This is a genomic window from Ensifer sp. Root954, assembly GCF_001429005.1.
In the GTDB taxonomy this organism is placed as follows: domain Bacteria; phylum Pseudomonadota; class Alphaproteobacteria; order Rhizobiales; family Rhizobiaceae; genus Ensifer; species Ensifer adhaerens.
Genome location: NZ_LMJM01000001.1, coordinates 226,221 through 243,384, shown reverse-complemented (window position 1 = coordinate 243,384; position 17,164 = coordinate 226,221). Strand labels below are relative to the sequence as shown.

Below are 17,164 nucleotides of genomic sequence, written 5' to 3'. Positions count from 1 at the left end.
GGTAAAACGGCGGCAGCAAGGGCCGCTGATCAAAGGGTCGCAAGCTCTCGATTGGAAAGCACGCCATCATTGGCCCGCCTTATCTCGACCTTCCGTTCGAGCTCGGCGACGATGTCTTCGCTGAAATCGATCGAGGTCAGCTCGGCGATTTCGGGCAGGGCGCCGGGCGTGAAGACATTGACCTCCACCAGCTTGTCGCCGACGACGTCGAGGCCGACCAGGAACATGCCGTCGCGCACAAGCTTTGGGCGCATCTCCTCGGCGACGGCAAGCATCGCCGGGGTGATGACGGCCGCGGCGGGCCGGCCGTTGACATGCATGTTGGAGCGCAGCTCGCCTTCCGCCGGAACGCGCCGCACGGCGGCATAGGTGTCGCCACGCTTGAGCGGCCGGCCGTTCATCAGGAACAGGCGGACATCGCCCTCCGTCGCCGCCGGCAGGTACTCCTGCGCGATCACATAGCCCATCTCGCTGACGGCCTCGAAGATCTGGTTGAGGTTCGTCTCATGGCTGGAGCCGACCTTGAAGACGTTCTTGCCGCCGGAGCCCTGCAGGGGCTTCAGGATGACGCCTTCGGGATGGGCGTCGAGGAAGGACCGGACCTCCTCCATGTGTTTCGTGATCAGCGTGGTTGGACGGACGACCTCGGGAAAACCCTGCAGATAGAGCTTGTTCTGTGCTGCCGCCAATCCGTCCGGGTCGTTGACGACGATCGCGCCGCGCTCGGCGGCGAGCCGCCCGAAGATGATGCCGGCCTGGGTCGCCCAGGGACGCGTTGCGGCATCCTCCGAGGGGTCGTTGCGCAGAAAGAGGATCTGGATATCCATAATGTCCAGGACCTCGCGCCGCGTCGCATCACCCCGCAGTGCCGCAATGAAGGTTTCAGCCTTGCGCGGCTTTGCGGTTCCGAGAGAAAGCGCATGGACGATCAGGCGGCCGTCGGGTGTTAGAACGAAATCGCCTGGCGTGAGGTAGACGATCTCATGGCCGCGGGCGAGGGCGGCGAGTGCCAGCGACGTCGTCGCATAGAACGTCTCTTCGCCCTCGATGGAGTTGACGAGAAAGGCAATGCGCATTCGGTTTCCTACTCTGAGATCAAGTCGAGCGGGGACAGTCCCCTTTGGGCTCGCTGTAGTCGGTCGCGCGCTTTGACCTCATCGAGAAAGATAGGGCGGAGCGCCGCGGTACCAAGGAGGCCGCGCAGGCTGAGTTCCTGGATCGCGCCGAAATGCGAGGCGGCGATCTTGCCCATCCAGAACGGTTCGAGAGTGCCGCCGCCGGCGAGGTGATCGAGAAGCTGCAAGAGGCCGCGCAGGTAGATCGCGTCCTTGACCAGCCCGCCGCCGCGATAGATGCGCAGCGTGATGTTGAAGGCCTCGGTGGCCGCAAAGCCGTGACCGTCGACGAGCAGCCTGTAGGTCTGCGGAAAGGGTGCGCCGTCCAGCATGGCGGCGCAGCCGACGACCCGTGCCGCCAGCACGCGCAGCCGGTCTATCGTCATGCCGGCGCTCAGATATTCGGCAAAGACCGCGAGCCCCTCCTGCATGCCTTCGTAACCGGCCAGTCCGGAGCGAAGGATACGCAGCCCCTGGGCCGAACCGTTGAAATAGGTCAGCAGATGCACACCAATCTCGTGGTTGAGCAGCGCCTCGACGCGATCGGCGTCGAGCGCGGAACTCCTGGCGATCAAAAGCTGGCCGCGCGAAACGAGCAAGCCAGCCGGCAGGTCGTCGCGAATGTCGACGGAGGCGGAAAAATCGGCCGACTGGCGCCGATAGGCCGATATCATCGCCTGGGCGCGCTCCCTTATGTACTCGCAATCGCGCCTGTCTGCGGCCGAAGACCGTGCATCGCGGTCGGGTGCAGTCCGCGCCAGGATTTCGGAGGCGGCGTCATGAAGCGTGGCTTCCACCGGGCCATAGAGGGCGCGACCGAACTCGACGAAGGTGCGCGTCTCCCGCGCTGAGATCATCGACAGCTGCAGATCGACCTCCTGCTGCTTTTCCCGGTAGAGGGCGTAGAGCAGCGGATCTTCGAGATGTTCGAAGTTGAGGGAAAAGAGCTTCCGCTTGGCCGTCTCGATCTGCAGCGTCAGCGGACGGTAGTAGAGGCGCGGACTCTTGGAGAAGCCGCCCGAAGCGAATTCCGCCCAAGCGGCTTCGGCGTTGATCGGCGTCACGGCCAGAAGGAAGTCGAAGCTGGAGGCAATCTCGTCGATGCCGCGGTCGGCGCGCACGACGGCATCGACGAAGGCCTTTCGGCCGAAGGCGCGGTGCGTCGGCAGCCGAAAACTGTCCGATTTTGCGCGGGCGAAAGCAGCAACGGCTCTTAGCCCCGCGTCGAAGATGCTCGCGACCAGCCGCTCGCGCAGTTGCGGATAGATGCGGCGCGTTCCCGGCTCGCAGTAGATCGGCGCGAAGCGCACCGTCAGGTGCGGGGTGTCGAGCGCAAGCGCCTTTCGGCCTGTCGCTGTCGCCGCTGGGCGCTCGACGAGCGTCACATGCGGCGTGCGGAATTTTCCTTCGATCGTTGCCGCCGTCTCGATCAGGGCCTTGGCGGCGACCTGCTCGGCGGCACGCGTGCCGGCGACCACCTCGATCAAAAAGGGCGGCAGGAAGGGCGCGTCCTTGGCCGGCGGTTCATCGCTTTCGAGCTCGCCGAATTCGAGCACGATGAAAAGGCCGAGTCGCTGTTCGATTACGCGCCCGACACGTTCGATGATTGCGGCGGCGGTATCGATGTCGGGCGCCAGTAGATAGGCGGCGTTCGCCTGGGCGATGTCGCGCGCCACCGGCTGTTGGTGCTCGGCGGCGATGTGCACACAGAGGAAGGGAACGAGGCGGTCGATGTGCAGCCGTCCGCCCTCGCCGAAATCGCGCCGCACGGCGCGGCCATCCGTCAGCCGGCCGATGGCTTCGTCGAGCCAGGCCGGGGCCGGACTTACGGGCGTCGCTTTCTCCTCCGTCATCGCTGCCTCGCCAACGTTTCTGTCAGGATCGGGACGAGGGAAGAGACCAGTGCCCGCAGAGAACGAAGCGCCCGGATATCCGGCTTGCCGGTCCATTCGTCCATGAAGGTCTTCTTGAACTCGATAGCGATCGCGCAGCCGGTCTCGGGAAAATGCTCGTGGATGAAGCGCGTCTGCTCTCCGCGTCCCTGGAAGGCGACGTTCTCGCGTACATCCACCGGCCGGCCGTCGATAGAGGCGGTGCCGAGCGCCGACATCAGCGTATCGATGACGCCGGCCCATCTGGGCCGATCCATCGAGGAGGTCCCGATGTTGATTTCCGGGGCTTCGTCGGGAGCCGCAGGCGCGGCGTCCGGTCCCTGTCGCCGGTGGTTGTAGCTGTGCATGTCGAGCACGATGAAGCGACCGTGGCGGCGCTCGATCGCCGTCAGCATCGAATGCAGCATGGCATAATACTCGTCATGGACGGCGAGGGACGCCTCGATCATCTCGACGGGCGGATGTTCCCGCCAGACGGAAAGGCCCCAGGCTTGCGCCGGCTGAAGATAGACCGCGCCCGTGCGGGCACGGTTGAGGTCGACCTCGAAGCGGGACCTGTGGACGACGATGCGGTTGGCAAGATCGCGGATGACGAACTCGGTGAACGGATCCTCCTCGCGCAGCCGTTCCTCGTCCGTCAGGGCGGTGAGCGCGCGGGCGTCGCTGCGCATCGCGTGCCCGTTGTGGATCGCCGTGCCGACGATCGGCCCATCGCCGCGGTGTGCGGTCCACCAGGTGGTTTCGCTGGCTGAGCGGAACTGTTCCGCCGGCTCGCTTTGCATCTTCGCTCCCGCACTCCCTCGCTCTGGTCGCTACGGGGGTGCAACTCCCCGGTGGCCCGAAGGGTTCCAGAACGGGAGAAATTTCCGGGGCGGTCGGGACGCAAGGCCACCCCGCTCCGACAGCCGCCCTCAACGTTTTTGCTGGCCGATCTCGCCGAGAATCCACTGGCGGAAGGCGCTGATTTTCGGGGCGTTTCGCCGGCTTTCCGGATAGACCATCCAAAAGGCCTGGCTCTCGTCGCAGAGCAGATCGAAGGGCTGGATCAGACGCCCGTCTGCGAGTTCCGCGGCAAAGAAGGCCGGCGTCAGGATCGCCACGCCCTGTCCGGCCGCGGCCGCATTTCCCTCATAGACTTGGGCGCCCATGCTGGAGCCGGGCCGGCTCGCAAGCCCTTCCACCGGCACGTTGGCGGCGGCAAACCACTGCGCCCACCAGGGATCACCGGGGTCGAGAAGCGGCAGGCGCAGGAGGTCGGCCGGTTCCTTCACGCCACCGATGCTGGCCGCAAGGCCTGGGCTCAACATCGGCGAAAAATCGGCGTTGATCAGACGGTGGGCGGCAAGTCCCGGCCACTCGCCGCGGCCTGAGCGAATGCCGATATCGACCTCCTCGCGACTGAAGTCGACGAGATGCGGCTCGGTTTGAAGTCGCACGGCAAGCGAGGGGTGAGTGATCTGAAACGAGCCGAGGCGCCGCGCCAGCCAGTTGGAGGCAAAGGTCGCGATCGTACTGATGACCAGTGTTCCCTGGGCGCCGCCGCGCGCGCTCACATAGGCTTCGCTGAGCTGCTCGAAGACCTGCGTCACCACCGGTGCAAGCCGCTGGCCGACCTCGGTGAGCGCGATCTGGCGTGGGCGGCGGAGGAACAGGGGTGCGCCGATCCGATCTTCCAGCACCTTGATCTGATAGCTCACCGCAGCTTGCGTCATGCCGAGTTCGCTTGCGGCATTGGTGAAACTTCCATGGCGCGCGACCGCCTCGAAGACCCGTATCGCTGTCAATGGGGGAAGCGGAAGTGTCTTATGCATCAAATGGCCTTATGCATGGTGACCGATATTCGATTGGAAGTTGATGCCGTCCACAACCATTTTCAAGGTCCGTCCATTAGACGGATTGATGAAGAGGATGACGGCTATGACAACCATTCAAGTACGTAGTTTTTCGTCGACAAACGATTTTTCCGTCGGTTCCTGGCTGGCGCTCCTGTTCGCGAGGAAGAGCCGGACGACCGATGTCGTCGACGTCAGGGATCTGTCGGATCACCTGAAGCGGGATATGGGCTTTCTCGACGGCAACCGCCCCGACGGGCACGACCTCCCGACCGCATGATTTCGCCCAACCGTATGATTTCAAAAGACCCGGGCGGACCTCCCACCGCCTGGGTCTTTTCTTGCCCGCGACGCAGCGTCGTCGCCCGGGCGGAGCAGTTTTCCACGTCCCGCCCGCTCTTTGGGTCAGAATTCCTTTAATCTACTGTTTAAGTGGATAATCTCGGTGGTGTCGGCCGGCGCGAGTTTGCGGCGGCCGCCTGAGATGAGGTCCATGATGAGCATGTTGCGGCAATACGAGCGTTTGAGTGCAATCCGCGAGGTCCTGCAGGGCCGGCTGGAACTGCACGAGGCACGCGATTGTTTTGGTTTCGACGATATCGAGGATGGCACGGTCCATGAGCTTAAGGATCGCATTGCCGAACTCTCCGATGAGATCTCGACCTTGAAAAGCCGCTGCGGACGCTATCAAAGCTTCGGCCGTCAGTGACCACATCCGCCAACAATTACCTGAAGTGACGACGGCACGCCGTCGATGAATGGAAATCCCCATGACATTGCATGTAAATTCCCGCGTCGCAGATTATGCGATCAACCCGCTTTTTCTCGAGCGCTGGTCTCCGCGCGCCTATTCGGGTGCCGAGATTTCCGAGCCCGAGCTGTTCGAGATTCTTGAGGCTGCTCGCTGGGCGCCGTCCGCCTACAATGCCCAGCCTTGGCATTTCGTCTATGCGCGCCGCGGCAGTGAAGGCTGGGAGAGGCTGCTCGGCCTCCTGAACGAGTTCAACCGGAGTTGGGCGGCGGAGGCGTCGGCGCTGATCTTCGTGCTGTCGAAGACTTCACTGTTGCCGCCCGGCGGTAGCGAAGAGGTGGCGTCCTACACCCATTCCTTCGATGCCGGTGCCGCCTGGGGTGCGCTTGCGCTGCAGGCAGCGCATTCCGGCTGGCAGGCGCATGGTATGGCCGGTCTCGACTATGAGCGCGCGCGAACGGAGCTCGGCGTGCCCGAGAACTATCGGATCGAAGCGGCCGTCGCGATCGGGCGTCTCGGCGACAAGGCGCTGCTTCCGCACGCGCTGCAGCAGCGCGAGCAGCCAAGCCCGCGCAAGGCGCTGTCGGAGATCGTATCCGAAGGCCGGTTCGTGGCCGGCTGACCCGTCAAACGAGGGGGCGGGCAAGGCTTGCCGGCTTGCCCCCTCAGTGGTCGTCGGTCTCATCCCGGCTAGTCTCATTCAGCGCCTGCACGGTGACCGCAGCGACGAGGCCGGTCAGTACGATGCCGGAAAAACCGATCACCAGCGCCAGCACCCGAGCGCTCAGATGCTTCGGCGTGATGTCGCCGTAGCCGATGGTCAGGCCCGTGACGAAGGTGAAATAGAACGCTTCGTCGAGCCGCCAGTCTTCGATGCGGCCGATGACGACGCCGGTTCCTGCCATTACGATCAGGATCGCTGAGAAGATCGGCCAGAGCAGCTGAAGCTGCTGGTAGAGATTGGAGAAGAACCGGCGTCGCATTCTCTTCGTCTGCCGCCGGCGTTGAGATTCCGCCACGCAATCCTCCCTCTCGCGGATAGGCCTGGAAGGCGAACCAGCCGCGCCCCCAAGACGATCGGCCCAAGGCTCGCTTGCCGCCGCCGAAATCCCTTCGCAAACGCACCGCCGCCGCTCTGAAGATAGCCCTGAGTCGGGTCGGCTTCCAGCGCCTGTTTTCCGGCCGGCAAACGGGATGCGATGCCGTCAGTTGCATTTCTTGCAACCGCTTTGGCCGAGTGCTATCGCTTTAGAATAATCTCATGAAAGCTCCTGCCAAAGGACAACCCGGATGGCATCGCATGAGCATTCACTTGCCGGCGACGGCCGCTCTCTCTCCGCGGGCCTGCGGCTCGACGTGATCGCAGGTCTTACGGCCGCCGCCGTGGTCCTGCCCAAGGCGATGGCCTATGCCACGGTCGCCGGCCTGCCCGTCAGTGTCGGCCTCTACACCGCCTTCGTGCCGATGATCATCTACGCGCTTCTCGGCACGTCGCGCGTTCTCAGCGTCTCGTCGACCACCACGCTTGCGATCCTCGCCGGCACGCAGCTCGGCCTTGCCGTCCCGGATGGCGATCCGGCCAAGCTGCTGACGGCGACCGCGACGCTGACGGCGCTCACCGGCGCGCTACTGTTCCTGGCATCGCTGCTGCGTTTCGGCTTTGTCGCCAATTTCATATCGTCGCCGGTGCTGATCGGCTTCAAGGCCGGCATCGGCCTTGTCATCGTGCTCGACCAGGTGCCGAAGCTGCTCGGCATTCACATCACCAAGGAAGGCTTCTTCCGCGATATCCTCAGCATCGCCGGGCACCTGTCCGAGACCTCGATGCTCACGCTCGCGATTGCGGCCGCGGCTCTGGTGGCTTTGCTTGCGATGGAGCGCCTCTGGCCGCATTCGCCGGCGCCGCTTCTGGCGGTGGCCGCGGGCATCGCGCTTTCCTGGTTCGCGGGTCTCGCAGCGCTCGGCGTTTCCACCGTCGGCTTCATCCCGCAATCGCTGCCTTCGCTGACACTTCCGAGCCTGGGTCTTGTTCAGGAACTCTTGCCGGGCGCGCTCGGCATCGCGTTGATGAGCTTCACCGAGACCATTGCCGCCGGCCGGGCCTTTGCCGCTCCGTCCGACCCGCCGATCCGGGCGAACCGCGAGTTGCTGGCGACGGGTGCCGCGAATTTCGGGGGCGCCTTTTTCGGTGCCATGAGTGCCGGCGGCGGCACGTCGCAAACCGCCGTGGTGCGAGCGGTCGGCGGCCACAGCCAGATGGCGTCTCTGGTCACCGCGGCGGCTGCGGCTGCGACCATGCTGGTCCTCGCGCCGCTGCTCGGCCTGCTGCCGCAGGCCGTGCTTGCGGCGATCGTCATCGTCTACTCGGTCGGGCTCATCAAGCCCGCGGACTTCCTCTCCGTCCGCAAAGTCCGGCTGATGGAGTTTCACTGGGCGTTGGCCGCCTTTCTCGGCGTGCTGTTTTTCGGCACGCTGCAGGGCATCATCGTTGCAATCGTGCTGTCCTTCATCGGGCTCGCGCGCCAGGCGGCCTCGGCGAAGGTCTATGTCGTCGGCCGCAAGCGCGGCACCGATCGGCTGCGGCCGCTCTCGTCCGCACACCCCGATGACGAGACCTTCGAGGGACTTTTGATCCTACGCCCGGAGGGTCGGCTCTTTTTTGGCAATGCCCAGCAGGTGGCCGACCAGGCGCAGATGCTGGTCGCAAAGCAGAAGCCCAGAGTTGTCGTGCTCGACATGAGCCGGGTTTTCGACATCGAATATTCGGCGCTGCAGATGATGATGGAGGGCGAGCGCCGCATCAGCGAACACGGCGTCACCGTCTGGCTGGCCGAGCTGAACCCGGACGTGCTTGCCTATGTGCGCGCATCCGGCTTTGCCGATCAGCTCGGCCCTGACCGCCTGTTCGTCAATACCCGCACGGCGCTCCAGCACTATCTGGCCGGCGCCGCGCAGGCGTAAAGCAATTCCAGGAAAAGGGCACAGCGGTTTTCCGTCCGGAATTGTGCTCAGAAAATGAGCTATTCCGCCATCATCTCGCCCGTTCCGCCGAAGGCCGGCGGGAAGTCCCGATACTTCGGCAGGCCGTCCTTCATCGGCAGCACCGTCTCCTGATAGTTGACGTGAAGCATCGGCTTGAAGGCAAGCGACGGGATTGCCGCTGCAAAGACGTCGGTGACACCCCAGAGCGGATGTTCGGTCATGAGATGCCCGCCGCAGGCCTTGCACCATTTGCGCACGCTCGTTGCCGTCTTCTGGTAGCCAACCAGATTGTCCGCACCCTTGACGATCTTGACCTTCTCCGGTGGCCAGAGCGTGAAGGCGTTGACCGGGCCTGCCGACCAGCTTCGGCAGGAACTGCAATGGCAATAACCCATGGCGGCCGGATCGCCGCTCACTTCGATCTCGACTGCGCCGCAGAAGCACTTTCCGTTGAGGCTGCCGTTCGCTGCCATGACTTTCTCCTTTCGGTTCTTGTCGCCCGGAAATCTGGCTCTTGCTGATAACCGGCGTGAACCCTGCCTGAGGGTCTCACTCTGAGCCCTGAGGTCAACGCCTCCTTTCGAGCTAGTTGCACTGCTGACGGCCTCGGAAATTAAAGATGAGTACAATACTCATATTTGTTGTGCGCACCGCACGGACGCGCTAATGAACGCCGGCGCTGCCTCGTCTGCACCGCGCCCTGTCTCTCATCTTCGCTCTGCCGACGGCTCCGGATCGGCCCTGAAACCTATCATGCCAGAGAAATCAGCTTCGCATTTGATGCTCGACGACGCGATCGTGGCCTACTACGACGAGCTTTGCGCGATGACGCGGCGGCGTGGTCACCAGGCGGCAATCGCGAACGAGGTCGTTCACGAGCTTTATGTTCGGTTGGTCGATCGGCGCACGCCGCTTGAGGGCAAGTCGTCGCTCAGGGCGTTTCTGCGCCGCGCCTGTGCCAATCTCGGTATCGACCGGCTGCGGCGCGACCGCTTCGAGCTCAAGCTTTTCTCCGGTAGCGAAGAAGACGCCCTGGCTGTCGCCAGCGATATCGCTGCGCCTGATGCCAACATCGATCTTCCCCGGCGGCTGGCGATCCTGAAGAGGGCGATCATGGACATGTCGCTGCAGCGGCGGCGCGTCTTTCTCGCAAGCCGCATCGGCAACCTCACCTCGGACGAAATCGCCATGCGCACAGGGATCAGCCGCAACATGGTCGACCGGCATCTGCGCAAGGCCTATCTGCATTGCCTCGACCGGTTGGAGGAGGTGTTGTGACGGCGCGCGACAGGAGGATGCGCGAGCAGGCTGTGGATTGGCTCGTCCGCCTGACGGGTGATCCCGACGATGAAGCGTTGCGGCTCGCCTTCGAACGCTGGCGCGCGGAGGATCCTGCCCATGCCGAAATTTTTGCGCGCGCTCAAAGGGCGATCGGTGACGCATCGCTCTTGATCCGGCGCGAACCGGAATTTGCCCAAAGGGCGGTGAAGCTGACAGGGACGCGGCGAAAAACCGCAACAGCGCTGGCGGCCATCGTCAGCGTCGGCGCCGGCATTTTTGTTGCGCTCGACGGCGCCCTGTGGATGCAGGCGGACGTCATCGCCGGCAAGGGTGAAAGGCCGATTCTTACCCTTGAGGATGGCTCGACACTGCAGCTCAACGCCCAGTCGGCCGTCGCCTATCAGTTCACTTCCGCCGAGCGGCGGATCGTGCTGCTGCGTGGCGAGGCCTTCGTCCAGGTCGCGGCCGACAGCCAACGGCCCTTTGTCGTTAAGGCCGGAGGCGGCACGACGACGGCACTCGGGACGGCATTCGACGTCAACCTCACCGACGACGGCACCAGCGTCACCGTTCTCGAACACGCCGTATCGGTCGCGACGGACGCGGCAATGCCGCCGCGCCGCGTCGCGGTCAACGAGCAGGTCAGCTACGACCATGACGGCCGGCTCGGCGATGTCACGCCGGTCGATCCATTCGTGGCAGCAGCATGGCGGCAGGGGCGCCTGGTTTTCGAGGAACGCACGATCGCGTCCGTCGTCGAGGAAATCGGGCGCTACGTTCCCGGCAAGATCCTGATCGCCGATGCCGGCGTCGGCGCCAGGCGGGTGTCCGGCAGCTTCGATCTCTCCGATCCCGTCGGCGCATTGCAAGGTCTTGCCGAAGCCTTCGACGTCAAGGTCACCCGGATCGGACGCTACGTCACGATCCTGCGCTAAAAAAATCGAGGACGAGGTGTCCCTGAACCGGCACCTCGTTCGTCCAGAAACCAGACCCCGGCCGTTTCGGCCATCTCTCTGTCTGGAACCATCATGTCATATTCGAATACGACCGGCCGCCGCCGCCAATCCGGAATTCTCAACCTGCTGATGGCAGGCACCGTGTTTGCCCTCACCACCACCATCGCTCTTGCGCAAGATGCGGTGCGGCATCACGTCGACGTACCTGCGGGCAAGCTGACGACGGCCGTCAATCGCCTGGCCTCACAGCTCAAGCTGCAGGTGGTGTTCGACAGCTCGGTCGCCTCTGGCGTCACCACGCCAGGCCTTTCCGGCGAGATGACGGCCGAAGAGGCGCTGGCGCGGTTGCTGAGCGGAACGGGCGTCCGCTATCGTTTCGTCGGCAGCTCGACGGTGAAACTGATGGGTGCGGTGGAAGCCGCGACGCCGGCAGACGGCGAAGGCACGAAGCTCGCGCCCATTGTCGCCCGCGGCGACGCCAAGGACGGTGACCGCGCGCCGAACATCGCGGTCCTTGATGCTGAGGACATCGAAAAGGCCCAGGCATCGAGCCTTCCGGAATTGCTGCAGAAGACGCCCGGCGTGTCGATGGGCGGTGGCGTGCGCATCGAAGGACAAACGCTCGCCATCCGCGGCTTTGCCCGGCAGTCTGACGTGCGGATCATCCTCGACGGCGCGCCGAAGAATTTCGAGAAGTACGACCAGGGCACAGTCTTCATCGAGCCGGAACTGCTCAAGCGCGTCGAGATCGAAAAGGGCGCGACATCGGTGCGCTACGGCAATGGCGGCTTCGGCGGCACGGTGCTGATGGAGACCAAGAACGCGGCTGACATGCTCAGGCCCGGCGAAGAATGGGGCGTCTGGGCCAAGTCCGGTTTCCAGAGTGCCAACAAGCAGTTTCTCGAAACCGGCGCGCTCTACGGAAAGTCGGATTTCGGCGGCCCCATCACCTATGATGGCCTTCTGGCCGGCACATGGCGCAAAAGCGACGACATGCGCGTCGGCGGCGGCGAGGTCTACAACTATTCCAACTCGAAGCTGACCACCCTGCTTGCCAATGTCGGTGCCGCATATGACGGCCACGAGATCAGGGGGACGGTCGCCTACGGCCAAAACGACAATTGGGGACCCGTGGCCGCCATCCGCGGCCAGTCGGCGCCGTCGGACTACAACATCACCCGCTACGGCTACAAGGAAGCGATGCGCCGGCTTCTCACCTGGCGTGAAATCGAGGATTTCACCTCGACGCTTACCTATAGCTATACGGGCGACAGCGACCTGGTGAATTACCGCATGATGGGGAGCTTCTCGTCGACCGGCCAGCATGCGAAGCGGCCCGACATTCCGGGGCTCAACCCCAGCGCATCCGTCGGCGGCTACGAAAACGATGCCACCTACACCGACATCAAGTTCGAAGCGGAGAATACCTCCAACTTCACGCTCGGCGGACTGTCGCACAGCCTGAACTATGGCATTCAGTACCTGGATCATGACCGGGACATCTGGATGTATGACATCGCCAACCGCACCCAGGCGCAGTACAACTACGGCTCCTACGCCCCCTGGTTCATGCCCGAGGGCTCGCAGAAGACCTTTGCCGCTTTCGTTCGCGATCGGATCGAACTGACGGACACGTTTGCCGTGACGCCGGGCCTGCGCTACGACCATGTGCGCTCGAAGGGCGTGCCGAACGAGGCGCCGCGGTTCAACAATCCGCTGGCCGGGCACGACTATTCAGCCGTGTCGCACCAGGGTGTGACGCCGGCGATCAGCCTGTCATGGGAAGCCACGCCGTCGGTGCGGTTCTTTGCCGACTGGGCCTATGCGATGCGGGTGCCCAACATTGACGAAATCTATTCGACCCAGAGCGTGCTTACCAAGGCTTCCGGCACCAGCCGTGATCTGGAGGTCGAGCGTAACAGCACCTTCAACATTGGTGTCGACTTGAGCTTCAACGACGTGCTGACGACCGACGACATGCTGTCGACGCGTATTTCGGTCTACAACAACCACGTCTCCAATCCGGTAACGCGCCGGTTCGGCACGGCCAACCTCGCCGACGTTACCGGCAACGTGCCATTTTACTGGAACACGCCGTCCTACGATATCCGCGGCATCGAGTGGCAGGCGCACTACGAGACCGAGCGTATGTTCGCCGATCTCGGCGTGTCCTGGATGACCGGCGAGCGGACCGGCGCCGTCAACAACGTCTGGGGACCGGACACCTATATCAACGATCTGGCGCCCCTGACCGTGATCGCGACGGCCGGGATCAAGGTACCGGATCAGGACCTCGCCTTCGGCTGGACAGGCACCTTCGTCGACGACCAGAACCGCACGCCCTACAATCAGGGCGGACAGACCTACGCGCGCCCGCCGAGTGCCGGCTATGCGGTGCACGGCCTCTTCCTCGACTGGACGCCGACATCGGGCTTCATGGAGGGTGGCGAAGTGCATCTCGCGGTCGACAATATCTTCGACAAATACTACGAGCCCTATCTCAGCGACGGGATCTCGGCGATGCCCGGCCGCAACTTCAAGATCGCGATCAGCCGCAAGTTCTGACCGGAACATGGACCCGGCCGGCCGGCATGCGGGCCGGCCGAATGTCCTCCTACGCGCCTCCGCGCAGCAGTGGCGCTTGATTGCGGTGCTCCACCCGCCTCTGTCTGTAAAGTTGCGTATAATAGGTTGCGAGCTTGCCAATCCTTGCTTGACAGCCGTCGATTGCCCGTATCTTAATCATGCTCTCAGATTGAGCATGATCAATCCATTCACATGACCTCGATGGTCGACGGGCAGTTTCGCCCCATGATGCCCCCATCTTCGATGGGCCCGGCGTCGTGGGGTTTTTGGTTTTTGGCGGGTACATGAGCGGCGCGGTAAAGATCGGCATCCTCTATTCGACGACCGGGCCCTACGGGACGATGGGCCGCGACTGTCGCGATGGCGCGGAACTGGCGATCGAGGAGATTGCGGCAAGCCATCCAGGCCGGATCGAGCCGGTTTTCATCGATCCGGAAGCCAATATCGACCGCTATCTCGAAGGCGCCAGATCGCTGCTGCGCGACCACGGATGCCGCCACATCATCGGCACCATCACCTCGCTCGCTCGCAAGGAGGTCATTCCGCTTGTCGAAAAGCACGACGGCCTGCTCTGGTACATGTGCCCCTATGAGGGCTTCGAGGCCAACGACAACGTGATCTATACGGGCGGCTGCCCGAACCAGCATTTGCTGCCCTTGCTCGACTATCTGCTGCCGCGTTTCGGCAACCGGCCCTATCTGATCGGCGCAAACTATGTCTGGGGCTGGGAAATGAACCGCCTGGCGCGTGAGCTGGTGGAGGAAGCCGGCGGCGCAATCCTCGGCGAGCGTTACCTGCCGCTCGAGGAAACCGCGGTCGAGCGGATCGTCGCCGAAATCGAGCAGCGCCGGCCGAGCTTCATCCTCAACAATCTCGTCGGTCCTTCCAGCTACGCCTTCCACGCGGCGATCCGTGCGCTCGCCGTGCGCGATCCGGGGTTCCGGCCGGAAAACTGCCCGGTCGTCAGCTGCGACCTGCAAGAGTGCGAGCTGACGGATATCGGCCTCGGGGTCGCGACCGGCCAGCTCTGCGCCGCTTCCTATTTCGACACGGTGGTTTCGCCCGACAATGCGGCCTTCAAGCTGCGCGTTGCCAGTCGCTTCGGCCCCGGGCGACGCATTTCCAGCCTGTTTGCCAGCGCCTATGCCTCCGTCAAGCTTTGCGCCGAGGCGATCATCGAGGCGGGCGTCGACGATCCCGCGACGATCACGCAGCTTGTTTCGGCAGCGGCGCATCAGAGTGTGCTCGGCCCGCTCAGGATCGATCCGCAGACCCACCATGCGGCGTTGCCGTTCCATCTCGGCCGCATCAGCGACGACGGAGGCTTCGACATCGTCACATCGCTGCCGTCAATTGCCGCCGACCCCTATCTGACCGGCCAGCGCAAGCGCAAGGCGCCCCAATTGCGGATCGTCTCATGAGGGAAACACCGAACTTCACCGGCTGGCGTGCGGCAATCCTGCACCGCGAAGACCAGACGACGGAGCGGCTGGTGCGACAGCTCACGCTGTTCGGCTTCGACGTCACCGTACAATGGCAGCCGCTCGATGCGCGCGACCTGCCCGATATCATCCTCGTCGACGCTGACCAGGGCTGGAGCGGGCTCTTGCCCTGGAAGGACGAACAGGCGCCACGGCCGCTGATCGCCTTGCTCGGCTCGGAAGCACCGGGCCGGGTCGCCTGGGCGATGGGGCAGGGGGTTGCGGCCATCATCGCCAAGCCGGTCGCGTCCTCGGCGGTCTACCCGGCCCTGGTGTTGGCGGTTGGGATCCACGAGGAGCGCCGCGCCGTCGCCGACAAGATCGCCCATCTCGAAGAACGGGTGCGCATGCGCCCGCTCGTTCATGCCGCCGTGCAGAAGATCGGTCAGGCCTGCCATGTCAACGAAGAACAAGCCTATGGAATCCTGCGCAATTGCGCGATGAAAAAGCGCCTGTCGATGGAGCAGATCGCCGGTTCCATCCTCGGCGGTGCCGAGCCCCTGCCGGAGGCCGGTTGATGCAGGTTTTGAAATTCATGTTCAGGCAGCCGGCGGCGCTGTTCGGTCTCGTCGTCGTTGCACTGGTCGTCATGCTCGCTTTGGCCGCTCCGCTGGTTGCCCCCTATAGCCCGGACGAACAGATGTTCGACGGGCTGACGCTCGAAGGCGCGCCGTTGCCGCCGAGTGCTCAGTTCCTGCTCGGTACCGATACGCTCGGCCGCGACCTCTTTTCGCGCCTGCTCTATGGCGCCCGAACTTCGCTTGTCATCGGCCTCGTCGCCAATGGCGTTGCCGTCTCGATCGGGCTCATGATCGGCATTCTCTCGGGCTACATGCGGGGCCTTATCGGCAGCGCACTGATGCGCTTCACCGACCTGATGATGGCCTTTCCGGCGCTGCTGCTGGCGATCGTCCTTGCCGCACTGCTGCGCCCAAGTCTCTGGATCGTCGCCATGGTGATCGCGCTCGTCAACTGGGTCCAGGTCGCCCGCATCGTCTATACCGAGACCCGTGGCTTGGTCGAACGCGACTTCATCCTCGCCGAGCGCTCACTCGGCGCCGGCCACGGGCGCATCCTGTTTCACCACATCCTGCCGCATCTGGTGCCGACGGCGATCGTCTGGGGCACGCTCGGCATCGCAACCACGGTGCTGCTCGAAGCGACGCTCTCCTTCCTCGGCATCGGCGTCCAGCCGCCGACACCCTCCTGGGGTAACATCATCTTCGAGAGCCAGAGCTATTTCCAGGCCGCGCCCTGGCTGGTGTTCATCCCCGGCGCCGTCATCCTTTTGACCGCGCTCTCCTTCAATCTGGTCGGCGATGCGCTCCGCGATATCCTCGACCCGACGCAACGCGGGAGGGGCTGAGATGGCATTCCTTCTGCTGCGCCGTCTCGTGCAGACCGCGCTCATCCTGCTCGGCGTTGCCGCCATCACCTTCCTGTTGCTCTATGCGCTTCCCGCCGACCCGGCGCGCATGATCGCCGGGCGCAGCGCAACGGCGCAGACGGTCGCCAACATTCGTCGGGAACTCGGGCTCGACCAGCCGCTGCTCGTTCAGTTCTGGAGCTATCTCCAGGGGCTGGTGCAGGGCGATCTCGGTCGCTCCTACGCGCAGAAGACCGATGTCGGTACCTTGATCGCGGCGCGCCTGCCGGCAACGCTGATCCTGATGGCGGCCGGAATTTTCGTCGAAGTCCTGCTCGGCGTGTTTCTCGGTGTCGTCGCGGCCATCCGGCGCGGCGGTTTCGTCGATCGGCTCGTGATGATGGCATCCTTCGTCGGCGTCTCGGCACCGCAATTCGTTGCGGCCCTTTTGCTGCTCTATGTCTTCGCGGTCACGCTCGCCTGGTTCCCGATGAGCGGCTTCGGCAGCTTCGCCCATGTGGTCCTGCCGGCGCTGACGCTCGGCATCCTCGGTGCCGGCTGGTATGCGCGCATGGTGCGCTCGGCGATGATCGACGTCTTGAACCAGGATTATGTGCGCACCGCACGTGCCAAGGGCCTGTCCTCGTTCCGCATCATCTTCCGCCATGCGCTGCCGAACGCGCTTCTACCCGTCATCGCCATGATCGGCATCGATATCGGCCAATTCATGAGCGGGGTCGTTGTCGTCGAGGCCGTCTATGGCTGGCCAGGCATCGGCCAGCTCGCCTGGCAGGCGATCCAGCAGGTCGACATTCCGATCATCATGGGGGTGACGCTCGTCTCGGCGCTCGCGATCGTGCTTGGCAACCTCCTTGCCGACCTCGTCGCGCCGCTCATCGATCCGCGCATCCGCGCCCGCTAA

The 17,164-nt window shown here is 63.9% G+C and carries 17 protein-coding genes; 11 read left to right on the top strand and 6 right to left on the bottom strand.

What is annotated here, in order from left to right; genetic code table 11:
* Positions 1 to 29 precede the first annotated feature (29 nt).
* From ASE71_RS01005 to ASE71_RS00990, 4 genes are all read right to left on the bottom strand, one after another.
* Positions 30 to 1,076, bottom strand: coding sequence for a glutathione synthetase (locus ASE71_RS01005; protein WP_060521910.1), 1,047 nt, complete (start codon positions 1,074 to 1,076; stop codon positions 30 to 32).
* An 8-nt stretch (positions 1,077 to 1,084) separates the two neighbouring features.
* Entirely contained in the window at positions 1,085 to 2,968 is a 1,884-nt protein-coding gene (locus ASE71_RS01000) for a flavohemoglobin expression-modulating QEGLA motif protein (protein ID WP_060521911.1), read from the bottom strand.
* The gene (locus tag ASE71_RS00995) at positions 2,965 to 3,789 is read right to left on the bottom strand and encodes an N-formylglutamate amidohydrolase (RefSeq protein ID WP_060521912.1); all 825 of its coding nucleotides are present in this window, start codon (positions 3,787 to 3,789) and stop codon (positions 2,965 to 2,967) included. The genes ASE71_RS01000 and ASE71_RS00995 overlap by 4 nt, the downstream gene beginning before the upstream one ends.
* Before the next feature lie 129 nt (positions 3,790 to 3,918).
* On the bottom strand, positions 3,919 to 4,818 hold the full coding sequence (locus ASE71_RS00990; protein WP_060521913.1) for a LysR substrate-binding domain-containing protein: 900 nt from the start codon (positions 4,816 to 4,818) through the stop codon (positions 3,919 to 3,921).
* Positions 4,819 to 4,924: 106 nt separating this feature from the next.
* Between ASE71_RS00990 and ASE71_RS00985 the strand changes: the two genes are divergently transcribed.
* From ASE71_RS00985 to ASE71_RS00975, 3 genes are all read left to right on the top strand, one after another.
* A complete protein-coding gene (locus ASE71_RS00985; protein ID WP_034798505.1) occupies positions 4,925 to 5,119 on the top strand; it encodes a hypothetical protein in 195 nt (64 codons plus the stop codon).
* A 216-nt stretch (positions 5,120 to 5,335) separates the two neighbouring features.
* Positions 5,336 to 5,548, top strand: coding sequence for a hypothetical protein (locus ASE71_RS00980; protein WP_370689606.1), 213 nt, complete (start codon positions 5,336 to 5,338; stop codon positions 5,546 to 5,548).
* Between the two features lie 61 nt (positions 5,549 to 5,609).
* Complete coding sequence (locus ASE71_RS00975) at positions 5,610 to 6,212, top strand: nitroreductase family protein (protein ID WP_060521914.1); 603 nt, start codon at positions 5,610 to 5,612, stop codon at positions 6,210 to 6,212.
* Positions 6,213 to 6,255: 43 nt separating this feature from the next.
* Here ASE71_RS00975 and ASE71_RS00970 read toward each other — a convergent pair whose 3' ends face one another.
* Positions 6,256 to 6,573 carry a potassium channel family protein gene (locus ASE71_RS00970; protein WP_034798484.1) on the bottom strand — a complete coding sequence of 106 codons (318 nt, stop codon included), beginning with the start codon at positions 6,571 to 6,573 and terminating at the stop codon, positions 6,256 to 6,258.
* A gap of 307 nt (positions 6,574 to 6,880) precedes the next feature.
* Here ASE71_RS00970 and ASE71_RS00965 point away from each other — a divergent pair, with 307 nt between their 5' ends.
* On the top strand, positions 6,881 to 8,551 hold the full coding sequence (locus tag ASE71_RS00965) for a SulP family inorganic anion transporter (RefSeq protein ID WP_034798485.1): 1,671 nt from the start codon (positions 6,881 to 6,883) through the stop codon (positions 8,549 to 8,551).
* 59 nt (positions 8,552 to 8,610) lie between these two features.
* Here ASE71_RS00965 and ASE71_RS00960 read toward each other — a convergent pair whose 3' ends face one another.
* Positions 8,611 to 9,045 (bottom strand): GFA family protein, encoded by a 435-nt coding sequence (locus ASE71_RS00960; RefSeq protein ID WP_034798487.1) that lies wholly within the window; start codon positions 9,043 to 9,045, stop codon positions 8,611 to 8,613.
* Between the two features lie 280 nt (positions 9,046 to 9,325).
* Between ASE71_RS00960 and ASE71_RS00955 the strand changes: the two genes are divergently transcribed.
* The 7 genes from ASE71_RS00955 (at position 9,326) to ASE71_RS00925 (ending at position 17,164) form a co-directional block, all read left to right on the top strand.
* Positions 9,326 to 9,850: an RNA polymerase sigma factor gene (locus ASE71_RS00955; protein ID WP_060522067.1), complete on the top strand. Its 525-nt coding sequence runs from the start codon at positions 9,326 to 9,328 to the stop codon at positions 9,848 to 9,850.
* A 17-nt stretch (positions 9,851 to 9,867) separates the two neighbouring features.
* Positions 9,868 to 10,788, top strand: coding sequence for a FecR family protein (locus ASE71_RS00950; protein ID WP_060521915.1), 921 nt, complete (start codon positions 9,868 to 9,870; stop codon positions 10,786 to 10,788).
* A 93-nt stretch (positions 10,789 to 10,881) separates the two neighbouring features.
* Positions 10,882 to 13,374 (top strand): TonB-dependent receptor, encoded by a 2,493-nt coding sequence (locus ASE71_RS00945; protein ID WP_164475064.1) that lies wholly within the window; start codon positions 10,882 to 10,884, stop codon positions 13,372 to 13,374.
* Positions 13,375 to 13,679: 305 nt separating this feature from the next.
* Positions 13,680 to 14,816: a transporter substrate-binding protein gene (locus ASE71_RS00940; RefSeq protein ID WP_060521916.1), complete on the top strand. Its 1,137-nt coding sequence runs from the start codon at positions 13,680 to 13,682 to the stop codon at positions 14,814 to 14,816.
* A complete protein-coding gene (locus ASE71_RS00935; RefSeq protein ID WP_060521917.1) occupies positions 14,813 to 15,394 on the top strand; it encodes an ANTAR domain-containing response regulator in 582 nt (193 codons plus the stop codon). Before ASE71_RS00940 ends, ASE71_RS00935 begins: the two co-directional genes overlap by 4 nt.
* A complete protein-coding gene (locus ASE71_RS00930; RefSeq protein WP_060521918.1) occupies positions 15,394 to 16,242 on the top strand; it encodes an ABC transporter permease in 849 nt (282 codons plus the stop codon). Before ASE71_RS00935 ends, ASE71_RS00930 begins: the two co-directional genes overlap by 1 nt.
* A gap of 1 nt (position 16,243) precedes the next feature.
* Complete coding sequence (locus ASE71_RS00925) at positions 16,244 to 17,164, top strand: ABC transporter permease (RefSeq protein WP_034805440.1); 921 nt, start codon at positions 16,244 to 16,246, stop codon at positions 17,162 to 17,164.

Bases quoted from the DNA above. Each gene is read 5' to 3' on its own strand.
- ASE71_RS00965 (WP_034798485.1), top strand. From the start codon at position 6,881: ATGGCATCGCATGAGCATTCACTTGCCGGCGACGGCCGCTCTCTCTCC.
- ASE71_RS00940 (WP_060521916.1), top strand. From the start codon at position 13,680: ATGAGCGGCGCGGTAAAGATCGGCATCCTCTATTCGACGACCGGGCCC.
- ASE71_RS00970 (WP_034798484.1), bottom strand. From the start codon at position 6,573: ATGCGACGCCGGTTCTTCTCCAATCTCTACCAGCAGCTTCAGCTGCTC.
- ASE71_RS00980 (WP_370689606.1), top strand. From the start codon at position 5,336: ATGAGCATGTTGCGGCAATACGAGCGTTTGAGTGCAATCCGCGAGGTC.
- ASE71_RS00950 (WP_060521915.1), top strand. From the start codon at position 9,868: ATGCGCGAGCAGGCTGTGGATTGGCTCGTCCGCCTGACGGGTGATCCC.
- ASE71_RS00955 (WP_060522067.1), top strand. From the start codon at position 9,326: ATGCCAGAGAAATCAGCTTCGCATTTGATGCTCGACGACGCGATCGTG.
- ASE71_RS00985 (WP_034798505.1), top strand. From the start codon at position 4,925: ATGACAACCATTCAAGTACGTAGTTTTTCGTCGACAAACGATTTTTCC.
- ASE71_RS01005 (WP_060521910.1), bottom strand. From the start codon at position 1,076: ATGCGCATTGCCTTTCTCGTCAACTCCATCGAGGGCGAAGAGACGTTC.
- ASE71_RS00990 (WP_060521913.1), bottom strand. From the start codon at position 4,818: ATGCATAAGACACTTCCGCTTCCCCCATTGACAGCGATACGGGTCTTC.
- ASE71_RS00995 (WP_060521912.1), bottom strand. From the start codon at position 3,789: ATGCAAAGCGAGCCGGCGGAACAGTTCCGCTCAGCCAGCGAAACCACC.
- ASE71_RS00935 (WP_060521917.1), top strand. From the start codon at position 14,813: ATGAGGGAAACACCGAACTTCACCGGCTGGCGTGCGGCAATCCTGCAC.
- ASE71_RS01000 (WP_060521911.1), bottom strand. From the start codon at position 2,968: ATGACGGAGGAGAAAGCGACGCCCGTAAGTCCGGCCCCGGCCTGGCTC.
- ASE71_RS00925 (WP_034805440.1), top strand. From the start codon at position 16,244: ATGGCATTCCTTCTGCTGCGCCGTCTCGTGCAGACCGCGCTCATCCTG.
- ASE71_RS00930 (WP_060521918.1), top strand. From the start codon at position 15,394: ATGCAGGTTTTGAAATTCATGTTCAGGCAGCCGGCGGCGCTGTTCGGT.
- ASE71_RS00945 (WP_164475064.1), top strand. From the start codon at position 10,882: ATGTCATATTCGAATACGACCGGCCGCCGCCGCCAATCCGGAATTCTC.
- ASE71_RS00960 (WP_034798487.1), bottom strand. From the start codon at position 9,045: ATGGCAGCGAACGGCAGCCTCAACGGAAAGTGCTTCTGCGGCGCAGTC.
- ASE71_RS00975 (WP_060521914.1), top strand. From the start codon at position 5,610: ATGACATTGCATGTAAATTCCCGCGTCGCAGATTATGCGATCAACCCG.